The organism is Streptomyces sp. NBC_01216, assembly GCF_035994945.1.
GTDB lineage: Bacteria > Actinomycetota > Actinomycetes > Streptomycetales > Streptomycetaceae > Streptomyces.
Window position 1 is genome coordinate 4,562,750 of the sequence record NZ_CP108677.1, and the last position, 20,076, is coordinate 4,582,825.

A 20,076-nucleotide genomic window follows, 5' to 3' on the forward strand; every position below is an offset into this window, starting at 1 on the left:
GGCCGCACTATGGCAAAGGGACTCGTGAACGTGCAGGGCAAACCTGCCAAGAAGAACCAGGACAAGGGGCCGGAGCGCAAGCTCGTCGCGCAGAACAAGAAGGCGCGGCACGACTACCAGATCATCGACACCTATGAGTGCGGTCTCGTGCTCATGGGTACCGAGGTGAAGTCGCTGCGCATGGGCCGGGCGTCGCTCGTCGACGGCTTCGTCCACATCGACGGCCACGAGGCGTGGCTGCACAACATCCACGTGCCCGAGTACACCCAGGGCAGCTGGACCAACCACTCGGCCAAGCGGAAGCGCAAGCTGCTCCTGCACCGGGCCGAGATCGACAAGCTGGAGTCGAAGGCGCAGGAGACGGGTCACACGATCGTGCCCCTCGCGCTGTACTTCCTGAACGGCCGGGTCAAGGTCGAGATCGCGCTGGCCAAGGGCAAGAAGGAGTACGACAAGCGGCAGACGCTCCGCGAACAGCAGGACACGCGCGAGACGCACCGCGCGATCGCCGCGGCGAAGCGGCGCCAGCGGTCCGCGTAGGCGTCCCGGGTTTCCCGGGGACCCGCCGGGTCCGCCCGGGACGCGTGCCGCCCGCCGGAATACGCTGGCGACGCCGCCCGTCGGTCACGTACGATGGGTCCTGCACCTCACAGCGGGTGCGCGCATTGAAAAATCAACATGGGGATGATCGGTTTCGACAGCGGATGTCGAAGCAGGGGAAGCGTGTCGAGGAAGCGGCAATGATCTCGTAAACCATATGTCGCAACCAATAATCGCCAACTCCAAGAGCGATAACTCCCGCTTCGCCCTCGCTGCCTGATCTCAGGTAACGAGTAGAAGCCTCTGTGAGGAGCGTCAGCCCGGGGATGGTCCCGACCCGGATCCTGGCGTCATCAAGGGATCTAAACCTCTAGCCCCGGTCACGGGGGCCTGAGGGAAATCAAACAGTGACTGAGCCCGTCGGAGACTTGTCCGCGTGATCTCCGGGGCTGAGAAACTCGTAGCGGACTGCACACGGAGAAGCCCTGATTCCGCACCGTTGGACGCGGGTTCGATTCCCGCCATCTCCACTCATCCCATGTGGGCAAAAACCCTCTGACCTGCGATAACTTCGCCAGGGCGGGGGGTTTTCGTCATGAGGGAGCACGGCGATTCAGCTGGGAAGAGGCCGCATGCCCGTCCCGCGGGTCGCCCGCCGTGCCGCTCCGGGGCGAGCCGACGCACCTGAGGGTGTCGTCGACCGACTCGATCAGCTGCCGCACCGGCCTGAGGAGGTTCTCGCCCTCGCGTCCGTCGTACCCGGGCGGCGTCCGTCGTTCCGCAGCAGCGCCAGGGTGAGGGCGAGTGTGGCCGCGCCCACCGGGGCAAGGAAGGCGTACGTCGTCGTCGGGGCGTGCTCCGCCGTCCAGCCGCCGACGGCCGAGCCGGCCGCGATGCCGGCGAGCAGGGCGGTCACGGCGAGGGTCATGCCCTCGTTGAGCCGCGCGGCCGGGGTCAGTCGCTGGACCAGGGTCATGCCCGTGACCATCGTCGGGGCGGTCGCCATGCCGGCCGCGAGCAGTCCGCCCGACAGAGCGAGCAGCGAGCCCGTCGAGGCGCCCAGCAGCGGCAGGGCCATCAGGGTGGCCATCGCCGCGAGACAGGCCGGCAGGGCCGCCCGGCGCCGGGCCCGTCCGTAGAGGAGGCCGGCCGCGCAGGACCCCGCGGCCTGCAGCGCGAGGACGGGACCTGCGGCCGGGCCGTCCACGTGTGCCAGCGTCGCGACCTCCATCGCGCCGAAGACCGCGCCGGTGGCCAGGAAGACGCCGAGCAGCGGGACCAGGCCCGGCGTCCGCGTCAGCGAGCCGGCGGTGACGCGGGGCGCGACCGGCGGTTCGGTGGCGCGCTGCGCGGCGAAGAGCAGGGTGCCGGTGAGCAGCAGGACGGCGCCGGTCAGCGTGCCCGCCTCGGGGAAGAGCGCCGAGCAGAGGAGGGCCGCGAGCATCGGGCCGAGCATGAAGCACAGTTCGTCGACGGCCTGCTCGAAGGCGTTGGCGGTGTGCAGGGCCGCCGGGTCGTCCCGGTGGAGGTGGGCCCAGCGGGCTCGGGACATCCCCCCGGTGTTGGGTGTGGTGGCGGTCGCGGCGTACGCGGCGAACAGGGTCCAGGCGGGTGCCTCGTAGTGGACGCAGAGCAGCAGGGTGAGCGAGCCGAGCACGGCCAGCGCGGTCGCGGGGACGGCGACCCGGGCCTGGCCGTAGCGGTCGACGAGCCGCGCGGTCCACGGGGCGACGACAGCGGTGGCGGCCAGGCCGGTGGCGGTGACGGCCCCGGCGAGAGCGTAGGAACCGTATGTGCCGGCGATCATGATGACCGCGCTGACGCCGAACATGCCCATGGGCAGGCGGGCGACGAGGTTCCCGAGCGTGAACGCGCGGGTGCCGGGGGTGGCGAAGAGCCGTGCGTACGGACGGGAGGCGGGGGCGCGGTCGCCGTGGCCGGTGCCGCCGGGGGGTGCGGGACGGGCGGTGTGTGAGGGACGGCCGCGGGGTGAGGGACGGGCGGTGTCGTCCGGCGGGCCGAAGCGAGGGGCGAGCGTGGGGCCCGCGGGTGTCAGGACGAGGTCGTGAGGCGGCATGGGACAAGCGTCACGGGCCGGCCCCCGGACGGTCCAACACCTGATCCGTGGCCATTGACGCACCTGTGTTGTTGAATACCGCGTGGCTTCTTCCCCGCGTCCGCACGACATCGAACCCCGGCTCCTGCGCGCCTTCACCGCCGTCGCCGAGGAACTCCACTTCACCCGTGCCGCCGCCCGGCTGTACGTCGCCCAGCAGGCGCTCAGCAGGGACATCCGGCGCCTGGAACGCGAGTTGGGCGTGGAGCTCTTCCTGCGGACCACCCGGCAGGTGGCCCTCACCCCGGACGGAGAGCGCCTCCTGCCTTACGCGCGCCGGGTGCTGACCGCCTGCGACGCGCTGGCCGACGCCTTCCGCACCGAGGCCCGCCCACTGCTCGTCGACCTCAACAGCGCGGGCCTGGCCCACGGCCGCGTCCTGGAACGTGCCCGTGAGCTCGCCCCGGACCACGAGCTGATGGCGCGCTTCGAGAGCGGTCTGACCGGTGCAGCCGCCCAGATCCTCACGGGCGCCCTGGACGCGTCCTTCGGGCGCTACGGCGGCCTCGCCCCCCGGCTGCGGGCGGGGCTCGCCTCGCAGTTCGTCAGGTACGAGCCGATGGCGGTGGTGCTGCCGGAGGACCATCCCCTGGCGGAACTGCCCGCCGTCCCCCTGGCCCGGCTCGCCGGCGAACGGATCTACGCGGGCGCCGGCAACGACCGGACCGCGGAGTGGACCGACCTCGCCACCCGGCTCTTCGCGGGCCGTGACATCACCGTCGCCCCGCCCGCGCCGATGGCCGTGGGCAAGGAGGAGTTCCGTCGGCTCATGGCCAGGCACCGGACCCCGGTCCTCGCCGTCGTCGACTTCCCTCCCATGCCCGGGAGCGTGCGGAGACCCCTCGTCGACCCGGTGCCCCTGTCCCCGGTCAGCCTGGTCTGGCGCAAGGGGCTGCGCCACCCGGGGCTGGACGCCCTGCGCGCCGCCGCCGCGGAGATCGGTGCCCGGGAGGGCTGGCTGCGGCGCCCGGCCGGCTCCTGGCTCCCGGACGGCGAACCAGGCGTCCCGGAGGCCGGGCCGGGAGTTCCCCGGCAAGCGCCAGGGGTTCTGGAGCCCGGCCGGGGAAGTCCCGCGTCCCGTGCCCTTCCACCCGGCTGACGGTCCCGGCCCCGCGGGACCCGGCGGGAAGCCCCGCCGCCCGGTACGCCGGATGCCCGGTCCTCATCCCGTCCGCACCCCGCCGGGACCGGAGCGTCCGCCCCGTACTCACATCCCGCCACGGTGCCGGGTGAGAGCAAGGTTCCGTACCCGTCACTTCACGCCACCGGTCTGAAACGCGGCCTGCCTAGCGTCGACGCCACGAGGTCCGGAGCATCCGGACGCTCGGGACCCCGACTCCGTGGAGGTACGTGATGGGCGGCCGGTGGATCGAACGGTGGGAGCCGGAGGACGAGACCTTCTGGCGTGAACGAGGAGAACGGATCGCCCGGCGCAACCTGGCCTTCTCGGTGTTCTCCGAGCACATCGGCTTCTCCGTCTGGAGCCTGTGGTCGGTCATGGTCCTCTTCATGGGACCGCAGTACGGCGTCGACCCGGCGGGGAAGTTCTTCCTGATCGCCGCCGCCACCTTCGTCGGCGCGCTCATCCGCGTTCCCTACACCTTCGCCGTCGCCCGGTTCGGCGGCAGGAACTGGACCGTCATCAGCGCGCTGATGCTGCTCCTGCCGACCGGTCTCGCCTACCTCGTCATGGAGCCCGGGACCTCGTACGGCGTCTTCCTGCTGGTCGGCGTGCTCACCGGCGTCGGCGGCGGCAACTTCGCCTCCTCGATGACCAACATCAACGCCTTCTTCCCGCTGCGCAAGAAGGGCTGGGCCCTCGGCCTCAACGCGGGCGGCGGCAACATCGGCGTCGCCGTCGTCCAGCTCGTCGGCCTGCTCGTCATCGGCACCGCCGGAGCCGCCCACCCGCGGATCGTCCTCGGCGTCTACATCCCGCTCATCGTCGTCGCGGCCCTCTGCGCCGCGCTCTTCATGGACAACCTCGCGCCCGTCAGGAACGACACCGGAGCCGCCTGGGAGGCCGCGAAGTCCGGCCACACCTGGATCATGTCCTTCCTGTACATCGGCACCTTCGGCTCCTTCATCGGCTACAGCTTCGCCTTCGGACTCGTGCTCCAGACCCAGTTCGGGCGCACCCCGCTGCAGGCCGCCTCGCTCACCTTCATCGGCCCGCTGCTCGGCTCCCTCATCCGGCCCGTCGGCGGCTCGCTCGCCGACCGGTACGGCGGCGCCCGCATCACCCTGTGGACCTTCGCCGCGATGGCCGTGTCGACCGCCGTCGTCGTCTACGCCTCGGTGACCGAATCCCTGGCCGTCTTCCTCGTCGGCTTCATCGGCCTCTTCGTGCTCAGCGGCCTCGGCAACGGCTCCACCTACAAGATGATTCCCGCGATCTTCCTCTCCCAGGGGCACCGCAAGGGTCTGTCCGGCGACGCCGCGCAGGCGTACGGCCGCCGGCTCTCCGGGGCCTCCATGGGGCTGATCGGCGCGGTCGGCGGACTCGGCGGACTCGGGATCAACCTCGCCTTCCGCCAGTCCTTCCAGACCGCCGGGACGGGCACCGCGGCCTTCGTCGCCTTCCTGCTCTTCTACGGCGCGTGCATGGCCGTGACCTGGGCGGTATACCTTCGGCGGCCCGCCGCCGCACCGGACACCGCCGAGGGCGCCGTGATGGCCTCCGCCGGAGCCACGCCGCGGCCCGGATACGCCGAGGTGTGATCCGGAGTGGTCCGTAACGGCGAGGAAATACCGGTGAACCGAGTCTGTCACGCGACACCGTCAGGCTCGGTCGCCATGTACGAGCAAGAGCATGGCCCCCTCGCCGGCTTCACTGTCGGAGTCACCGCGGCGCGGCGCGCGGACGAGCTGGCCGCGCTGCTGCGCCGCCGCGGCGCCGCCGTCGTCCACGGTCCCGCGCTGCGGATCGTGCCCCTGGCGGACGACACCGAGCTGCTCTCCGCCACGCGGGACCTCATCGCCCACACCCCGGACGTCGTCGTGGCCACCACCGCGATCGGCTTCCGGGGCTGGGTCGAGGCGGCGGACGGGTGGGGCCACGGGGAGGCGCTCCTCGCCTGTCTGGGGAGAGCCGAACTCCTCGCCCGCGGGCCCAAGGTCAAGGGCGCGGTACGCGCGGCGGGACTGACCGAAGCGTGGTCGCCCTCCTCGGAGTCGATGGCCGAGGTCCTCGACCGGCTCCTCGCCGAGGGTGTGGCCGGGCGACGGGTCGCGCTCCAGCTGCACGGCGAGCCGCTGCCCGGCTTCGTGGAGGCGCTGGCCGAGGGGGGCGCGGAGGTCGTCGGCGTTCCCGTCTACCGCTGGATGCCGCCGGAGGACATCGGCCCGCTGGACCGGCTGCTCGACGCCGTCGTGCACCGCGCCCTGGACGCCGTGACCTTCACCAGCGCCCCGGCCGCCGCCTCGCTGCTGACCCGGGCGGCGGACCGCGGGGTGAAGGACGAACTGCTCGCGGCGCTGCGCCACGACGTGCTCGCCGTGTGCGTGGGACCGGTCACGGCCGTGCCGCTCCAGGCACACGGCATCGACACGCTCCAGCCCGCACGCTTCCGGCTCGGGCCGCTGGTGCAACTGCTCTGCCAGGAACTGCCCTCCCGGGCGCGCAGCCTGCCGCTGGCCGGGCACCGGGTCGAGATCCGCGGCCACGCGGTCCTCGTCGACGGCCGTCTGCACCCGGTCCCACCCGCCGGGATGGCGTTGCTCGGCACCCTCGCACGGCGCCCCGGCTGGGTGGTCTCGCGCGCCGACCTGCTCCGCGCCCTGCCGGGCGCGGGCCGCGACGAACACGCGGTGGAGACGGCGATGGCCCGGCTCCGGACGGCGCTCGGCACGCCGAAACTCATCCAGACGGTGGTGAAGCGCGGATACCGGCTGGCGCTGGACCCGGCGGCGGACGCCAAGTACGCCGACGGCTGACACGCGCCGCGAAGCCCCGCCGTACGGACCCCTGGTCTTGCCGACCCCCGGCCCTACGGAGCCCTTGCGGGCTCGGTCCGTTCGTCACCGCGCGCGACGAACGCGCCCAGCAGGCACCCGAAGGCGGCCGTCGTCAGGACCGCGCGGACGAGGTTCCAGGTGACCCAGGGCGTCTCGAAGTCCGCGCGCGCCCGCACCGGGTCACCCGCCGCCGCGAGCGCGTCGTTCAGCGGGACACCGACCGCCGAGGTGATCAGGAAGACCGCCCCGTACAGGACCAGCGCGGCGAGCGTCCACCCCCTCCTCCGCGTGCCCCGGGACCGCCACGCCGCGACCGCCGTCAGGAGCAGGGCCCCGAAGAACGGGGTGAGGAAGACCGGGTTCTGGATCACGTCGTTGATGTTCCGCATCACCTCCACGAAGACCCGGTCGTCGCTGCGCCCCAGCGCGGGCATCACCGAGCAGACATACGCGAGCCACACTCCCGCGACCAACCCCGTGGTGCCCGTCGCCGCGACCAGTACCGCCCCGCCCCCGCCGTCCGTATCCGCCATGCCGTCAGTCAAACGGCCGGCCGCCACCGGGACCATGGGCGAGCGTCCAGCCTCCATGCGCCGTCGTCCACGGCCCGCCCGCGCGCACCCCTCCGCACCTCGGCGCGCCCCGGGCCCGGCAGCCCGTACCGTGGAGGGGTGCCAAGCATCCGCCCCGCGGTCCCGGAGGACGCCGCCGCGCTCGCCGCCGCCCTGCTGCGCAACCGCGCCTTCATGCGCCCCTGGGAGCCGCGCCGGACCGAGGCGTACTACACCGCCGAGGGGCAGGCGGCGCGGCTCGCCGACGGCGGCATACGGTGGTTCGCCGTCGAGGCGGAGACGGGCGGGGGAGGGGAGACCGGCGAGGACGGGGAGACGATCGTCGGAGCCGCCACGCTCTCCGGCATCGCCCTCGGCCCCTTCCGCAGCGCCTCGCTCGGCTACTGGGTCGACTCCCGGTACACCGGGCGCGGCCTGGCGAGCGCGCTCGTCCGCGAAGCCTGCCGGGCGGCCCGGGAGGATCTCGGCCTGCACCGTGTCGAGGCCGGTACCGTCCTCGACAACCACGCCTCCCAGCGCGTCCTGGCGAAGAGCGGCTTCGAGCGGATCGGCACCGCGCCCCGCTACCTCCACATCGACGGCGCCTGGCGTGACCACCACCTCTACCAGCGCGTCCTGCACGACGAACCTCCGCCGAGGTAGGACTCCCACAAGGTGGCTCCTCCGCCTTGTGATCGCACGCACCAGACGCCGCGGGCCCCGCCCTCCGGGCGGACGGAGCCACTTCCGGAACACGCCCTAGCCGGACCGGTCGCGGGTGGGCACTCTGGTCGCAGTGCCCGACGCGGGCACCGGCCGACCGCGAGGTGGTGACAGGGTCATGACCGTACGGTTCGACTCCGGGCGGATCTGCCTGGACCTGGCGGCGCTGCCGCTCGACCGCACCGAACATCTCGACCTGTACCTGCGGACCACCGGACTCGTCCCGGCCGCCACCGTGCTGCGCACCCTCGACAGCCGCTGGGTCGTCCGCTTCCGCGAACTGCGCGACTGTGTCGCCGTCTTGGTCCACGCCCAGCTCGACGGGCGGCGCGCCGATCCCGCGCTGGAGCGGCTCAACACCCTCGCAGCCGCCTCGGCGCCGCCCGCCCCGCGCGCCGTCCGGTCCGAAGCCGGGCTGCTCGTGCGCGTGTTGAACGACGAGCCCGACTGCCGTGCGCTGCTCGCCGCGGTCGCCCGGGACGCCGTCGAGCTGCTCACCGATCCGGCCGCCCGGTCCCTGCTTCGCCGGTGTGAAGGCGACAACTGCCGGCGCTGCTACCTCGACACCTCCCGCGGGCGCCGGCGCCGCTGGTGTTCCAGCGAACTGTGCGGAAACCGTGAGCGTGTTGCCCGGCATCGGGCAGCACGACGCGGAACGAACGCCGCCTGAGGCGATCCGGGTCCCGGAGGGCACGTCGCGCGGAATCCCGCGCGAGAAAGTTCGCGCGCCGTTGAGCGGATCACGGCCCGGCTCCGTACCCCTGCGTGACAGACAGGGGCTCGACCGGGAGGTTCAGGTGCGCAAGGATGCGGCCGTGGCCGATGAACGTCCGCATCGGGCCCGGCATCGCAATGAGGTGACCCGCCTTCGACCCTCCGTCCCCGACGAGGAGTTGATGCGGGCTCTCTATCGCGAACATGCCGGACCGTTGCTCGCCTACGTACTACGCCTCGTCGCCGGTGACCGCCAGCGCGCCGAGGACGTCGTACAGGAGACGCTCATTCGTGCCTGGAAGAACGCCGGCCAGCTCAACCGTGCGACCGGCTCCGTCCGACCCTGGCTGGTGACGGTCGCCCGGCGCATCGTCATCGACGGCCACCGAAGCCGGCAGGCCCGGCCGCAGGAGGTCGATCCGTCACCGCTCGAGGTCCTGCCCGCGGAGGACGAGATCGACAAGGCGCTGTGGCTGATGACCCTCTCTGACGCGCTCGACGATTTGACCCCGGCCCACCGGGAAGTGTTGGTCGAGACCTACTTCAAGGGGCGTACCGTCAACGAGGCCGCCGAAAGCCTCGGCATACCCGCCGGGACCGTGCGGTCCCGGGTGTTCTACGCACTGCGTTCGATGAAGCTCGCATTGGAGGAGAGGGGGGTAACGGTATGACGTCGCCACACGATGCGGCGGGCGCGTATGTGCTCGGCATCCTGGACGCCGACGATGCCGCCGCGTTCGAAGCTCATCTTGTGGGCTGTGAGGTGTGTGCCGCGCATCTGGAGGAGTTCGCGGGCATGGAGCCGATGCTGGCCATGCTCGCGGACACGACATCCCCGTCCCCCGGGGTCCTCCTCCCGACCGGGCCCTCCGGCGTCGACCCCTACGCCGACGGCGCCTTCGACGCCTTCGCGCCCCGCCCGCCCGTGCCCCTGGCAGCCCGCAGGCACGACGAGCCGCCGGCGGCCGCGCCACCCGACCCACAGCTCCTCGACCGCCTCGTCGACGAGGTCGGAGCGCGGCGGGCCCGGTCCCGGCGCCGCACCTTCCTCCTCGCCGCCGCGGCGGCCGTGCTCGTCGTCGGCGGTCCCGCGGTAGCGGTGGTCGCCACCTCGGGAGGGGAGCAGCGGAACGTCGCCGTGGACCCGCACCCCACCAGCCCGGCCGAGGACGCCTTCTTCCACCACATGGAGGAGAAGGTCCAGGCCACCGACCCGTCCACGCTGGTCAGTGCCACCGTCGGCCTGGAGAAGAAGGGCTGGGGCACCCACGCCGTCCTGGAACTGAAGAACGTCAAGGGCCCCCTGAAGTGCCGACTGGTCGCCGTCTCCAAGAGCGGGGAGGAGGAGGTCGTCACCTCCTGGGCCGTCCCGAAGTGGGGGTACGGCATCCCCGGCGCCACCACCGAGAGCGCGCGGAACCCGCTCTACGTCCACGGCGGAGCCGCCATGGACCGCGACGACATCGACCACTTCGAGGTCCGCACGTTCGACGGGGAGCGCCTCGTGGAGGTCGACGCCTGACACGAGCCCCTTCCGTGGCATAAGCTCGACGGCTGCCCATGCACGTCAGAAGGGGGCCTCGGTGGCCGCGCAGGAAGCCGTCGGTGTGGTCGACACGGTCCGTGACCGCGAGATCGGCGTCGAGCAGAAACATCTGGATCAGGTCTACCGCCGCCTCGAGGAGAAGATCCACGAGGCGGAGTTCCTGATGAACGACGCCGCCCAGCGGGGGCAGGTCGGCACGCCCGGCGCCCTCGCGGAGCGGGACGCCCAGGTGTTCCGGGCGGGTGTCCACCTGAACCGGCTCAACAACGAGTTCGAGGACTTCCTCTTCGGCCGGATCGACCTGCTGCGCGGGAAGGACGGCAAGAAGGGCCCCGACGGCGCGTACACTTCCGTCGAACCCGCCGAGGACGCCGTTCGCTCGGACGGCACCGGCCGGTACGCGGAGATCGGCGAGACCCTCCACATCGGCCGGATCGGGGTCCTCGACTCCGACTACGCCCCGCTCGTCATCGACTGGCGGGCCCCCGCCGCCGCGCCCTTCTACCGCTCGACCCCGGTCGACCCCGGCCGCGTGGTGCGCCGCCGCGTCATCCGCTCCAAGGGCCGCAAGGTCCTCGGCGTCGAGGACGACCTGATGCGCCCCGAGCTGAAGGCGACCCTCGGCGGACGTGAGCTGCCGGTGATCGGCGACGGCGCCCTGATGGCCGCGCTCGGCCAGGCCCGCAGCCATTCCATGCGCGACATCGTCTCCAGCATCCAGGCCGAGCAGGACCTGGTCATCCGCGCTCCCGCCTCCTCCGTCACCTACGTCGAGGGCGGCCCGGGCACCGGCAAGACCGCGGTCGCCCTGCACCGCGCCGCCTATCTGCTCTACCAGGACCGGCGGCGCTACGCCGGGGGCATCCTGATCGTCTCCCCGACCCCACTGCTCGTCTCGTACACCGAGGGCGTCCTTCCCTCCCTCGGCGAGGAGGGCCAGGTCGCGATCCGTGCCGTCGGCAGTCTGGTCGACGGCGCCGAGGCCACCGCCTACGACGAGCCGGCCGTGGCACGCGTCAAGGGCTCCTCCCGCATGGTCGCGGTGCTGCGCAAGGCGGCCCGCGGGGCACTGGAGACTCCGGTCCCCGCCCGGACCGGCGGCGCATCCGGCCAGGACGCCCCGGACCAGCTCGCCTTCGACGACGAGGAGGAGCCGCCGGCCGTGCCCGCCGGGACCCCCGTCCTGCTGCGTGTCGTGGCCTTCGGCCGCCGCGTCGAGCTGGAGGCCGACGAACTGCGGCGTATCCGGCACAACGTCCTGGGAGGCTCCGCCCCGGTCAATCTGCTGCGCCCGCGGGCACGCCGGCTGCTGCTCGACGCGCTGTACGCCAAGTCCGGTGCCGCGGCCCGCCACAGCGACCCCGAACTCGCCGCCGAGCTGCGGTCCTCCTTCGACGAGGACGTCTCCACGGAGGACTCCTTCCTGTCCTTCCTCGACGCCTGGTGGCCTGAGCTCACCCCCCGCCAGGTCCTCGACGCGATGGCCGACGAGAAGCGACTGGGCCGCTGGGCCCGGCGGATCCTCAACCCGGGCGAGGTCCGCCGGCTCGCCCGCTCGCTGCGTCGTGAGGCCCTGTCCGCGCACGACGTGGCACTCCTGGACGAACTGCACACGCTGCTCGGCGCGCCGGCCCGTCCCCGCAGGAAGCGCGAGTACGACCCGCTGGACCAGCTGACCGGTCTGGACGAGCTGATGCCGGTACGGGAGGAGACCCAGCGGGAGCGGGCCGAACGGCTCGCTGCGGAGCGCACCGAGTACGCGCACGTCATCGTCGACGAGGCGCAGGACCTCACCCCTATGCAGTGGCGGATGGTGGGCCGCCGCGGCCGGCACGCGACCTGGACCGTCGTCGGCGACCCGGCGCAGTCCTCCTGGTCCACCCCGGACGAGGCGGCCGAGGCCCGTGACGAGGCGCTGGGCAGCCGCCCGCCCGGCTCACCCTCCCGGCCTTCCCGGGAGGGTCTCGCGGGCCGCCCCGCGCGTGGCCGGCGTTTCGAGCTGACGGTCAACTACCGCAACCCCGCGGAGATCGCCGAACTGGCCGCCAAGGTGCTGGCACTGGCGATGCCCGGCAAGGAGTCCCCGCGTGCGGTCCGCTCCACCGGGGTGGAGCCGAGGTTCGTCCCGGTGTCGGCGAAGGCAGATCTGGCCGGAACCGTCCGGTCCGAGGCGCGCCGGCTGCTTGAGCGGGTGGACGGCACCGTCGGTGTCGTCGTCGCCATGAACCGACGCGAGCAGGCGGCCCGGTGGCTGGCCGAGCTCGGCGACCGAGTGGTGGCGCTCGGCTCGCTGGAGGCCAAGGGGCTGGAGTACGACGCCACGGTGGTCGTCTCGCCCGCGGAGATCGCGGACGAGTCCCCGGCGGGCCTGCGGGTGCTGTACGTCGCCCTGACCCGGGCCACCCAGCAGCTGACGGTGGTCTCGGGGGCCAGGGACATGCCCGACGCGGACGGCGTCCCGGACCTGCTCAGGGACTGAGAGCCTGTCGGGTGGCCTCTGACCGGGCGGTCACGCCCTGGCACGCACGCTGCCGGAGTTGCCGGCATGCCCCGGTAGCTCCGTTACAGCGGCATCGGGGCGCCTTGGAATCACACGCACCAGACCGCGCCCGCCTTTCGATCGAAGGTCACCCGACAGGCTCTCAGGGTCGTCCCGGAGCGGACGTCATGAAGGTCCGGGTGCGCCCACCGCGTGGGCCGGGCGCGCCACGGCCCGCCGGCGGGGTCGGCGCCGATGCGGGCCACCGGGCCGGGCCGGGAGGAGTGATTTCCGGCCGACCTGCGTTGTAGGAATCGCTCGCCGGAGTGGTTTGTTAGCCTGGTCGTGGCACCGGCTCGATCCAAGCCCCCGGGCCCAACCTTCGTCCCTCAGAGGGACCACTTGCCGCGAGGCGAGCATGGCGGGTCGGTGCCACTCAGGACACTCTTCGTGCTTACGTACGAAGTCGAGGCCCCGTCACCCGTGGTGACCGGGGCCTCTTCTGTTTCCCGTCACCTTCTCGTATGGTGGAAACTACTTTCCGAAAACAAAATGACCGCATTACCTGCTACCGGCAGGTAGGTGCGACCATCGGAGGGCGCCGCCGGGCAACCAGCCGGGGCGGCGTAGCAACGAAGCTAGGGAAAGCGAAGGAACTCGGCCATGGCAACGGCGCCCAGCGTCTCGTACTCGATGACGGTCCGGCTGGAGGTTCCCGCGAGCGGGACCGCGGTCTCCCAGCTCACCACGGCGGTGGAGTCCCACGGCGGTTCCGTCACCGGCCTCGACGTGACCGCCTCCGGCCACGAGAAGCTCCGGATCGACGTCACCATCGCCGCGACCTCGACCGGGCACGCCGACGAGATCGTCGAGCAGCTGAGCCGCATCGGGGGCGTCGTCCTCGGCAAGGTCTCCGACCGTACGTTCCTGATGCACCTCGGCGGCAAGATCGAGATGGCGTCCAAGCACCCGATCCGCAACCGTGACGACCTCTCGATGATCTACACCCCCGGTGTGGCGCGGGTGTGCATGGCGATCGCCGAGAACCCCGAGGACGCCCGCCGCCTCACCATCAAGCGCAACTCCGTCGCGGTCGTGACGGACGGTTCCGCCGTCCTCGGCCTGGGGAACATCGGCCCCAAGGCCGCGCTGCCCGTCATGGAGGGCAAGGCGGCCCTCTTCAAGCGCTTCGCCGGCATCGACGCCTGGCCGCTCTGCCTCGACACCCAGGACACCGACGCCATCGTCGAGATCGTCAAGGCGATCGCCCCCGGCTTCGCCGGCATCAACCTGGAGGACATCTCGGCGCCCCGCTGCTTCGAGATCGAGGCGCGGCTGCGCGAGGCCCTCGACATCCCCGTCTTCCACGACGACCAGCACGGCACCGCGATCGTCGTCCTCGCCGCCCTCACCAACGCCCTGCGCGTGGTGGGCAAGGGCATCGGTGACGTACGGGTCGTCATGTCCGGTGCGGGCGCGGCCGGTACGGCCATCCTGAAGCTGCTGATCGCCGCCGGCGTCAAGCACGCGGTCGTCGCCGACATCTACGGCGTGGTGCACGCGGGCCGCACCGACCTGGTCGACGCCGCTCCCGGTACCCCGCTGCGCTGGATCGCCGACAACACCAACCCGGAGGGTGTCACGGGCACCCTGAAGGAGGCGGTGGCCGGCGCGGACGTGTTCATCGGCGTGTCCGCCCCGAACGTGCTCGGCGCCGACGACGTCGCCGCCATGGCGGACGGGGCGATCGTGTTCGCGCTCGCCAACCCGGACCCCGAGGTGGATCCGGCGATCGCCCGTCAGACGGCGGCCGTCGTGGCCACGGGCCGCTCGGACTTCCCCAACCAGATCAACAACGTGCTGGTCTTCCCCGGCGTCTTCCGGGGCCTGCTGGACGCCCAGTCCCGCACGGTCAACACGGGCATGATGCTGGCGGCGGCCGAGGCCCTCGCCGACGTCGTCACCGAGGACGAGCTGAACCCGAACTACATCATCCCCTCGGTCTTCAACGACAAGGTCGCGGGTGCCGTGGCGGGGGCCGTCCGGAATGCCGCCAAGGCGGCCGGCGCGGGCGCGGACTCGTCCTCGATCGGGCTGTGACGGGCCCCACGTCCGGCTGAGGAACGGCGCGTCGCGCGTCGTCGCGCCGTAAACCCGCCTTTAGGGTTGCTGTTCGGCTCCAAAGGGTCCCGGCGGAGTCGACGGAACGTCACCCTGCCGGAGGCCGGGGCGCTTTTCGTGTGACCCCGGAGAGTGCCGGATTGGCGTTCCCGCCGCTGGTGGGGGCAGGATGCCTATTCGGGCGCGAGGGTCTGTCAGCAGACCCGGGTCCGGGGACTGTCCGAGGGCCCTGGCAGCATCGGCTTCGATCTCACGCCTCACAGGCAAGAAGAACACGGGAGTAACAACATGAACCGCAGTGAGCTGGTGGCCGCCCTGGCCGACCGTGCCGAGGTGACCCGCAAGGACGCCGACGCCGTGCTGGCCGCTCTCGCCGAGACCGTCGGCGAGGTCGTCGCCAAGGGCGACGAGAAGGTCACCATCCCCGGCTTCCTGACCTTCGAGCGCACCCACCGTGCCGCTCGCACCGCTCGTAACCCGCAGACCGGCGACCCGATCAACATCCCGGCCGGTTACAGCGTGAAGGTCTCCGCGGGCTCGAAGCTCAAGGAAGCCGCCAAGGGCAAGTAAACGCCCCGGGGCCTCTGACCGGGCCTGCAGGCGACGAAAGGGCGGCCACCCTGTCAGGGGGTGGCCGCCCTTCCGTTCGTCCGTCTACGGGCCCTACACCAGGGCGCTGCCCGGCAGCTCGACCTTGGCGCCGAGTTCGACGAGCTTCCGCATGAAGTTCTCGTAGCCGCGGTTGATCAGGTCGATGCCGTGCACCCGGCTGGTGCCCTGCGCCGCCAGCGCGGCGATGAGATACGAGAAGCCGCCGCGCAGGTCGGGAATGACCAGGTCGGCGCCCTGGAGCCGGGTCGGCCCCGAGACGACCGCGGAGTGCAGGAAGTTGCGCTGGCCGAAGCGGCAGTCCGAACCGCCCAGGCACTCGCGGTACAGCTGGATGTGCGCCCCCATCTGGTTGAGCGCCGAGGTGAAGCCGAGCCGCGACTCGTAGACCGTCTCGTGGACGATGGAGAGGCCGGACGCCTGCGTCAACGCCACCACCAGCGGCTGCTGCCAGTCCGTCTGGAAGCCGGGATGCACGTCCGTCTCCAGGGCGATGGCGTTCAGCTGCCCGCCCGGGTGCCAGAAGCGGATGCCCTCGTCGTCGATCTCGAAGGCGCCGCCCACCCGCCGGTAGGTGTTGAGGAAGGTCATCATCGAGCGCTGCTGGGCTCCGCGCACATAGATGTTGCCCTCGGTCGCCAGCGCCGCCGACGCCCAGGAGGCGGCCTCCAGGCGGTCCGGGAGCGCCCGGTGGGTGTAGCCGTCGAGCCGGTCGACACCGGTGATCCGGATCGTCCGGTCGGTGTCCACGGAGATGATCGCGCCCATCTTCTGGAGCACGCAGATCAGGTCCTCGATCTCCGGCTCCACCGCCGCGTTGGAGAGCTCGGTGACGCCCTCCGCGAGCACGGCCGTGAGCAGGACCTGCTCCGTCGAGCCGACTGAGGGGTACGGCAGGCGGATCTTGGTTCCGCGCAGCCGCTGCGGGGCCTCCAGATACTGGCCGTCCTCCCGCTTCTCGATCGTCGCGCCGAACTGCCGCAGCACGTCGAAGTGGAAGTCGATCGGCCGGCCGCCGATGTCACAACCGCCCAGGCCCGGGATGAAGGCGTGGCCGAGGCGGTGCAGCAGCGGCCCGCAGAAGAGGATCGGGATGCGCGAGGAGCCGGCGTGGGCGTCGATGTCGGCCACGTTGGCGGACTCGACGTGCGTCGGGTCGAGGATCAGCTCGCCCGGCTCGTCCCCCGGGCGGACGGTGACGCCGTGCAACTGCAGGAGCCCGCGCACCACTCGGACGTCCCGGATGTCGGGCACGTTGCGCAGCCGGCTCGGCCCGCTGCCGAGGAGGGCGGCGACCATCGCCTTGGGCACGAGGTTCTTCGCGCCGCGAACGCGGATCTCGCCCTCCAGCGGGGTTCCGCCGTGGACAAGCAGTACATCGTCTGTGCCGGTCATGAATCTCGCGTTCCGGAGTCGTCGGGCAGGGGCCAGGCAAATAGGGTAAGGGCCGATCACCCCCGTTCCGGTAGAGCCGGGGGCCCGTGCAGATGTAATGAATTCGGCACAACACACTATGCTCATGTGATCTTGCGGAGTGTCACCGTCCGTTTGTGGATCCGGGCACCCGCCGCAGCCGCCCTGAACTGCGCCGGTCGTCCGCCCGGCCGGAGGGGCCCCGCGAACGCCGAAGATGCGGGATCATGTGTCGCATGACCGAGGTGTCCTCGCTCACAGGGCGACTGCTCGTGGCCAGCCCCGCCCTGGCCGATCCGCATTTCGACCGCGCGGTGGTGCTTCTCCTCGACCACGACGACGAGGGCTCCCTCGGCGTGGTCCTCAACCGGCCCACCCCTGTGACGGTCGGTGACATCCTCGAGCCCTGGGCCGCCCTCGCCGGCGAGCCGAGCGTGGTCTTCCAGGGCGGCCCGGTCTCCCTGGACGCGGCCCTCGGGCTCGCGGTGATCCCCGGCGACGAGGGGCCGCTGGGCTGGCGCCGGGTGCACGGCGCGATCGGCCTGGTGGACCTGGAGACCCCGCCCGAGCTCCTCGGTCCCGCGGTGGGTGCCCTGCGGATCTTCGCCGGCTACGCGGGCTGGGGGCCCGGCCAGCTGGAGGCGGAACTGGGCGAGGGCGCCTGGTACGTCGTCGAGTCCGAGCCCGGCGACGTGTCCTCCCCGCACCCGGAGACGCTGTGGCGGTCGGTGCTCCGCCGCCAGCGCGGCGACCTGGCGATCGTCGCGACGTACCCGGACGATCCCTCGCTGAACTGAGCCGGCCCGGCGGCGGACCGCGGACCCCGGCGGGGCGCGGGCACCCGCGGAGCTTCAGTACCCTTGGCTGTTATGAGCACTCTCGAGCCCGAGCGCGGGGCAGGTACGGGAACCCTCGTCGAGCCGACGCCGCAGGTGTCCCACGGTGACGGCGACCACGAGCGCTACGCCCATTACGTCCAGAAGGACAAGATCATGGCGAGCGCCCTCGACGGCACTCCCGTGGTGGCGCTGTGCGGCAAGGTCTGGGTACCGGGGCGCGACCCCAAGAAGTACCCGGTCTGCCCCATGTGCAAGGAGATCTACGAGTCCATGGGCTCCTCCGGCGGGGACAAGGACAAGGGCGGCAAGGACAAGAAGTAGGACGGCTCCCTCCGTACGGGCACGGCCCCCGGCTCGCGTACTTCCGGTACGCGCGGCGGGGGCCGTTCTCGTGGGGCGGGTCGGCCGGGGCGTTGCACGGGGCGCGTTCGCCGGTCACGGAGTGGTGGAGACCACTTGTCGGGATGGTGGTGTGGCCCTAACCTCCAGCGTGTTGTGCAGAGCGACACGCCCGTTGCGTATACCGCAACGCCGAGGGGTGGGAGCCCGCATGAAGTCTTCTGCCGGTATCGCCGCCATGCTCGCCGCCCCCACCGCCACCCGTGCCCCGCCGCCCACGCCCAGATGGGCGGCGGCGCGACCGTCACCGCCCTCACCTCCGGCAGGGCCGCGCCCCGGCGACCCGTCCCCGGGAAGAGCCCCCGCGGCACCCCCGAATGTCCCCGAACACCCCCCGACGCGTTCGGACGTGACGCGGACCCACCCGGAAGGCCGAACCCATGGATGTCATTCCCGCACCGCGCGGTGCGCGGACCGTCCCCGCCGCCGGCGACTCCGTCCTCGACGAGAGCACCGTCGTGGACGCCGCCCCCGGCACGGAAGGCGTCGCCCTGCTGCTGCGCCGCATGATCGGGGCGGCGACCGGACTGCCGCTCCCACCCGCCCGTGCCCACGCCGACGGTGAACCCGGCACCGGCGACGACGAGCGCGGTACGGCGATCCGCCTGCGGATCGCCCGGGACGACGACGGCCGGCTCGGCCCCGAGGGATACACGCTGCGGGCCGGGCGGGACGGCGTCACCGTGCGGGGAGGCGGCCCCGCCGGGGTGTTCTGGGGAGTCCAGACCCTCCGTCAGCTGCTCGGTCCCGACGCGTACCGCCGGGCGCCCGCGGACCCGGCACGGCGATGGACCGTACCCGCCACGGTCATCGAGGACGCCCCGCGGTTCCGCTGGCGCGGACTCATGCTCGACGTCGCCCGGCACTTCCTGCCCAAGGACGACGTCCTGCGGTACCTCGACCTCCTCGCCGCGCACAAGCTCAACGTCTTCCACTTCCACCTCACCGACGACCAGGGCTGGCGCCTCGAGATCAAGCGTCACCCCCGGCTCACCGAGACGGGCTCCTGGCGGTTGCGTACGAAGTGGGGCCACCGGGCCTCGCCCCTGTGGAACGACACCCCGCACGGCGGTTTCTACACCCAGGACGACATCCGGGAGATCGTCGCCTACGCGGCCGAGCGCCACATCACGGTCGTCCCCGAGATCGACCTCCCGGGCCACTCGCAGGCAGCCATCGCCGCGTACCCCGAACTCGGCAACGGGGACGTCGTCGACACGGCCTCCCTCACCGTCTGGGACACCTGGGGTGTCAACCCGAACGTCCTCGCCCCCACCGAGGCCACCCTGCGTTTCTACGAGGGCGTCTTCGAGGAGGTCCTCGACCTGTTCCCCTCGACGTTCGTCCACGTCGGCGGCGACGAGTGCCCCAAGGACCAGTGGCGGCTGTCCCCGACCGCCCAGGCCCGCATCGCGGAGCTCGGCCTCGCCGACGAGGACGAGCTCCAGTCCTGGTTCATCCGCCACTTCGACCGCTGGCTCGCCGACCGCGGCCGGCGCCTGATCGGCTGGGACGAGATCCTGGAAGGCGGCCTGGCGCCCGGCGCCGCCGTGTCCTCCTGGCGCGGCTACGCGGGCGGTGTCGCCGCCGCCGAGGCCGGCCACGACGTCGTCATGTGCCCCCAGCAGCACGTGTACCTGGACCACCGCCAGGCACCGGGCGACGAGGAGCCGGTGCCCATCGGCTTCGTCCGCACCCTGGAGGACGTGTACCGCTTCGATCCCGTACCGTCCGCCCTCCCGCCCGAGGCCGCCGCGCACGTCCTCGGCACCCAGGCCAACGTCTGGACCGAGGCCATGGAGAACCGGTCCCGCGTCGACTACCAGGTCTTCCCGCGTCTCGCCGCCTTCGCCGAGGTCGCCTGGTCGACGCTGCCCGCCCCCGCCGACCGCGACTTCGCCGACTTCGAACGCCGCATGACCGCCCACTACCGACGCCTCGACGCCCTCGGCGTCGACTACCGCCCGCCCACCGGCCCGACACCCCGGCAACAGCGCCCCGGCGTACTCGGCCGCCCGATCGAAGGAGCGCCCCCGAACGTGTGAGGCTCCGCACCCGCACCGTCACCC

17 protein-coding genes and 1 other RNA gene are annotated in these 20,076 nt (G+C 72.1%); 15 read left to right on the forward strand and 3 right to left on the reverse strand.

Features of this window, described 5'->3' with window-relative positions; genetic code table 11:
• Positions 1-9: 9 nt before the first annotated feature.
• Together smpB and ssrA are read left to right on the forward strand one after the other, a co-directional pair.
• Positions 10-540, forward strand: coding sequence for an SsrA-binding protein SmpB (smpB, locus tag OG393_RS20240; RefSeq protein WP_327376078.1), 531 nt, complete (start codon positions 10-12; stop codon positions 538-540).
• A 140-nt stretch (positions 541-680) separates the two neighbouring features.
• Positions 681-1,073: a transfer-messenger RNA gene (gene ssrA / locus OG393_RS20245) on the forward strand.
• Between the two features lie 176 nt (positions 1,074-1,249).
• Here the strand turns inward: ssrA and OG393_RS20250 are convergent.
• A complete protein-coding gene (locus tag OG393_RS20250) occupies positions 1,250-2,617 on the reverse strand; it encodes an MFS transporter (RefSeq protein WP_327376079.1) in 1,368 nt (455 codons plus the stop codon).
• 82 nt (positions 2,618-2,699) lie between these two features.
• Between OG393_RS20250 and OG393_RS20255 the strand changes: the two genes are divergently transcribed.
• The 3 genes from OG393_RS20255 to OG393_RS20265 all read left to right on the forward strand — a co-directional run bounded on the left by OG393_RS20255 (position 2,700) and on the right by OG393_RS20265 (position 6,592).
• Positions 2,700-3,755 (forward strand): LysR family transcriptional regulator, encoded by a 1,056-nt coding sequence (locus OG393_RS20255; RefSeq protein WP_327376080.1) that lies wholly within the window; start codon positions 2,700-2,702, stop codon positions 3,753-3,755.
• A 254-nt stretch (positions 3,756-4,009) separates the two neighbouring features.
• Positions 4,010-5,377 carry a nitrate/nitrite transporter gene (locus tag OG393_RS20260; protein WP_327376081.1) on the forward strand — a complete coding sequence of 456 codons (1,368 nt, stop codon included), beginning with the start codon at positions 4,010-4,012 and terminating at the stop codon, positions 5,375-5,377.
• Between the two features lie 75 nt (positions 5,378-5,452).
• A complete protein-coding gene (locus tag OG393_RS20265) occupies positions 5,453-6,592 on the forward strand; it encodes a uroporphyrinogen-III synthase (protein ID WP_327376082.1) in 1,140 nt (379 codons plus the stop codon).
• 53 nt (positions 6,593-6,645) lie between these two features.
• Here the strand turns inward: OG393_RS20265 and OG393_RS20270 are convergent, their stop codons facing one another.
• Entirely contained in the window at positions 6,646-7,146 is a 501-nt protein-coding gene (locus OG393_RS20270) for an anthrone oxygenase family protein (RefSeq protein ID WP_327376083.1), read from the reverse strand.
• Between the two features lie 138 nt (positions 7,147-7,284).
• Here OG393_RS20270 and OG393_RS20275 point away from each other — a divergent pair, with 138 nt between their 5' ends.
• From OG393_RS20275 to OG393_RS20305, 7 genes are all read left to right on the forward strand, one after another.
• Positions 7,285-7,827: a GNAT family N-acetyltransferase gene (locus tag OG393_RS20275; protein ID WP_327376084.1), complete on the forward strand. Its 543-nt coding sequence runs from the start codon at positions 7,285-7,287 to the stop codon at positions 7,825-7,827.
• Positions 7,828-8,005: 178 nt separating this feature from the next.
• Positions 8,006-8,557 (forward strand): CGNR zinc finger domain-containing protein, encoded by a 552-nt coding sequence (locus OG393_RS20280; protein WP_327376085.1) that lies wholly within the window; start codon positions 8,006-8,008, stop codon positions 8,555-8,557.
• Between the two features lie 127 nt (positions 8,558-8,684).
• Positions 8,685-9,272 carry a sigma-70 family RNA polymerase sigma factor gene (locus OG393_RS20285; RefSeq protein WP_327378492.1) on the forward strand — a complete coding sequence of 196 codons (588 nt, stop codon included), beginning with the start codon at positions 8,685-8,687 and terminating at the stop codon, positions 9,270-9,272.
• Positions 9,269-10,123: a zf-HC2 domain-containing protein gene (locus OG393_RS20290; protein WP_327376086.1), complete on the forward strand. Its 855-nt coding sequence runs from the start codon at positions 9,269-9,271 to the stop codon at positions 10,121-10,123. Before OG393_RS20285 ends, OG393_RS20290 begins: the two co-directional genes overlap by 4 nt.
• A 61-nt stretch (positions 10,124-10,184) precedes the next feature.
• A complete protein-coding gene (locus tag OG393_RS20295; protein ID WP_327376087.1) occupies positions 10,185-12,626 on the forward strand; it encodes a HelD family protein in 2,442 nt (813 codons plus the stop codon).
• Positions 12,627-13,289: 663 nt separating this feature from the next.
• Entirely contained in the window at positions 13,290-14,726 is a 1,437-nt protein-coding gene (locus OG393_RS20300; protein ID WP_327376088.1) for an NAD-dependent malic enzyme, read from the forward strand.
• A gap of 309 nt (positions 14,727-15,035) precedes the next feature.
• Positions 15,036-15,317 carry an HU family DNA-binding protein gene (locus tag OG393_RS20305; RefSeq protein WP_017237029.1) on the forward strand — a complete coding sequence of 94 codons (282 nt, stop codon included), beginning with the start codon at positions 15,036-15,038 and terminating at the stop codon, positions 15,315-15,317.
• Between the two features lie 93 nt (positions 15,318-15,410).
• Here the strand turns inward: OG393_RS20305 and murA are convergent, their stop codons facing one another.
• A complete protein-coding gene (gene murA, locus OG393_RS20310; protein WP_327376089.1) occupies positions 15,411-16,751 on the reverse strand; it encodes a UDP-N-acetylglucosamine 1-carboxyvinyltransferase in 1,341 nt (446 codons plus the stop codon).
• 254 nt (positions 16,752-17,005) lie between these two features.
• On the opposite strand from murA, the gene OG393_RS20315 reads away from it, so the two are divergent.
• The 3 genes from OG393_RS20315 to OG393_RS20325 all read left to right on the forward strand — a co-directional run bounded on the left by OG393_RS20315 (position 17,006) and on the right by OG393_RS20325 (position 20,052).
• Positions 17,006-17,566, forward strand: coding sequence for a YqgE/AlgH family protein (locus OG393_RS20315; protein ID WP_327376090.1), 561 nt, complete (start codon positions 17,006-17,008; stop codon positions 17,564-17,566).
• Between the two features lie 72 nt (positions 17,567-17,638).
• The gene (locus tag OG393_RS20320; RefSeq protein ID WP_327376091.1) at positions 17,639-17,929 is read left to right on the forward strand and encodes a DUF3039 domain-containing protein; all 291 of its coding nucleotides are present in this window, start codon (positions 17,639-17,641) and stop codon (positions 17,927-17,929) included.
• Positions 17,930-18,387: 458 nt separating this feature from the next.
• Complete coding sequence (locus OG393_RS20325) at positions 18,388-20,052, forward strand: beta-N-acetylhexosaminidase (protein ID WP_327376092.1); 1,665 nt, start codon at positions 18,388-18,390, stop codon at positions 20,050-20,052.
• Positions 20,053-20,076 lie beyond the last annotated feature (24 nt).

Bases quoted from the DNA above. Each gene is read 5' to 3' on its own strand.
- OG393_RS20250 (WP_327376079.1), bottom strand. From the start codon at position 2,617: ATGCCGCCTCACGACCTCGTCCTGACACCCGCGGGCCCCACGCTCGCC.
- OG393_RS20325 (WP_327376092.1), top strand. From the start codon at position 18,388: ATGGATGTCATTCCCGCACCGCGCGGTGCGCGGACCGTCCCCGCCGCC.
- OG393_RS20320 (WP_327376091.1), top strand. From the start codon at position 17,639: ATGAGCACTCTCGAGCCCGAGCGCGGGGCAGGTACGGGAACCCTCGTC.
- OG393_RS20270 (WP_327376083.1), bottom strand. From the start codon at position 7,146: ATGGCGGATACGGACGGCGGGGGCGGGGCGGTACTGGTCGCGGCGACG.
- OG393_RS20265 (WP_327376082.1), top strand. From the start codon at position 5,453: ATGTACGAGCAAGAGCATGGCCCCCTCGCCGGCTTCACTGTCGGAGTC.
- murA (WP_327376089.1), bottom strand. From the start codon at position 16,751: ATGACCGGCACAGACGATGTACTGCTTGTCCACGGCGGAACCCCGCTG.
- OG393_RS20260 (WP_327376081.1), top strand. From the start codon at position 4,010: ATGGGCGGCCGGTGGATCGAACGGTGGGAGCCGGAGGACGAGACCTTC.
- OG393_RS20300 (WP_327376088.1), top strand. From the start codon at position 13,290: ATGGCAACGGCGCCCAGCGTCTCGTACTCGATGACGGTCCGGCTGGAG.
- OG393_RS20315 (WP_327376090.1), top strand. From the start codon at position 17,006: ATGACCGAGGTGTCCTCGCTCACAGGGCGACTGCTCGTGGCCAGCCCC.
- smpB (WP_327376078.1), top strand. From the start codon at position 10: ATGGCAAAGGGACTCGTGAACGTGCAGGGCAAACCTGCCAAGAAGAAC.
- OG393_RS20305 (WP_017237029.1), top strand. From the start codon at position 15,036: ATGAACCGCAGTGAGCTGGTGGCCGCCCTGGCCGACCGTGCCGAGGTG.
- OG393_RS20280 (WP_327376085.1), top strand. From the start codon at position 8,006: ATGACCGTACGGTTCGACTCCGGGCGGATCTGCCTGGACCTGGCGGCG.
- OG393_RS20290 (WP_327376086.1), top strand. From the start codon at position 9,269: ATGACGTCGCCACACGATGCGGCGGGCGCGTATGTGCTCGGCATCCTG.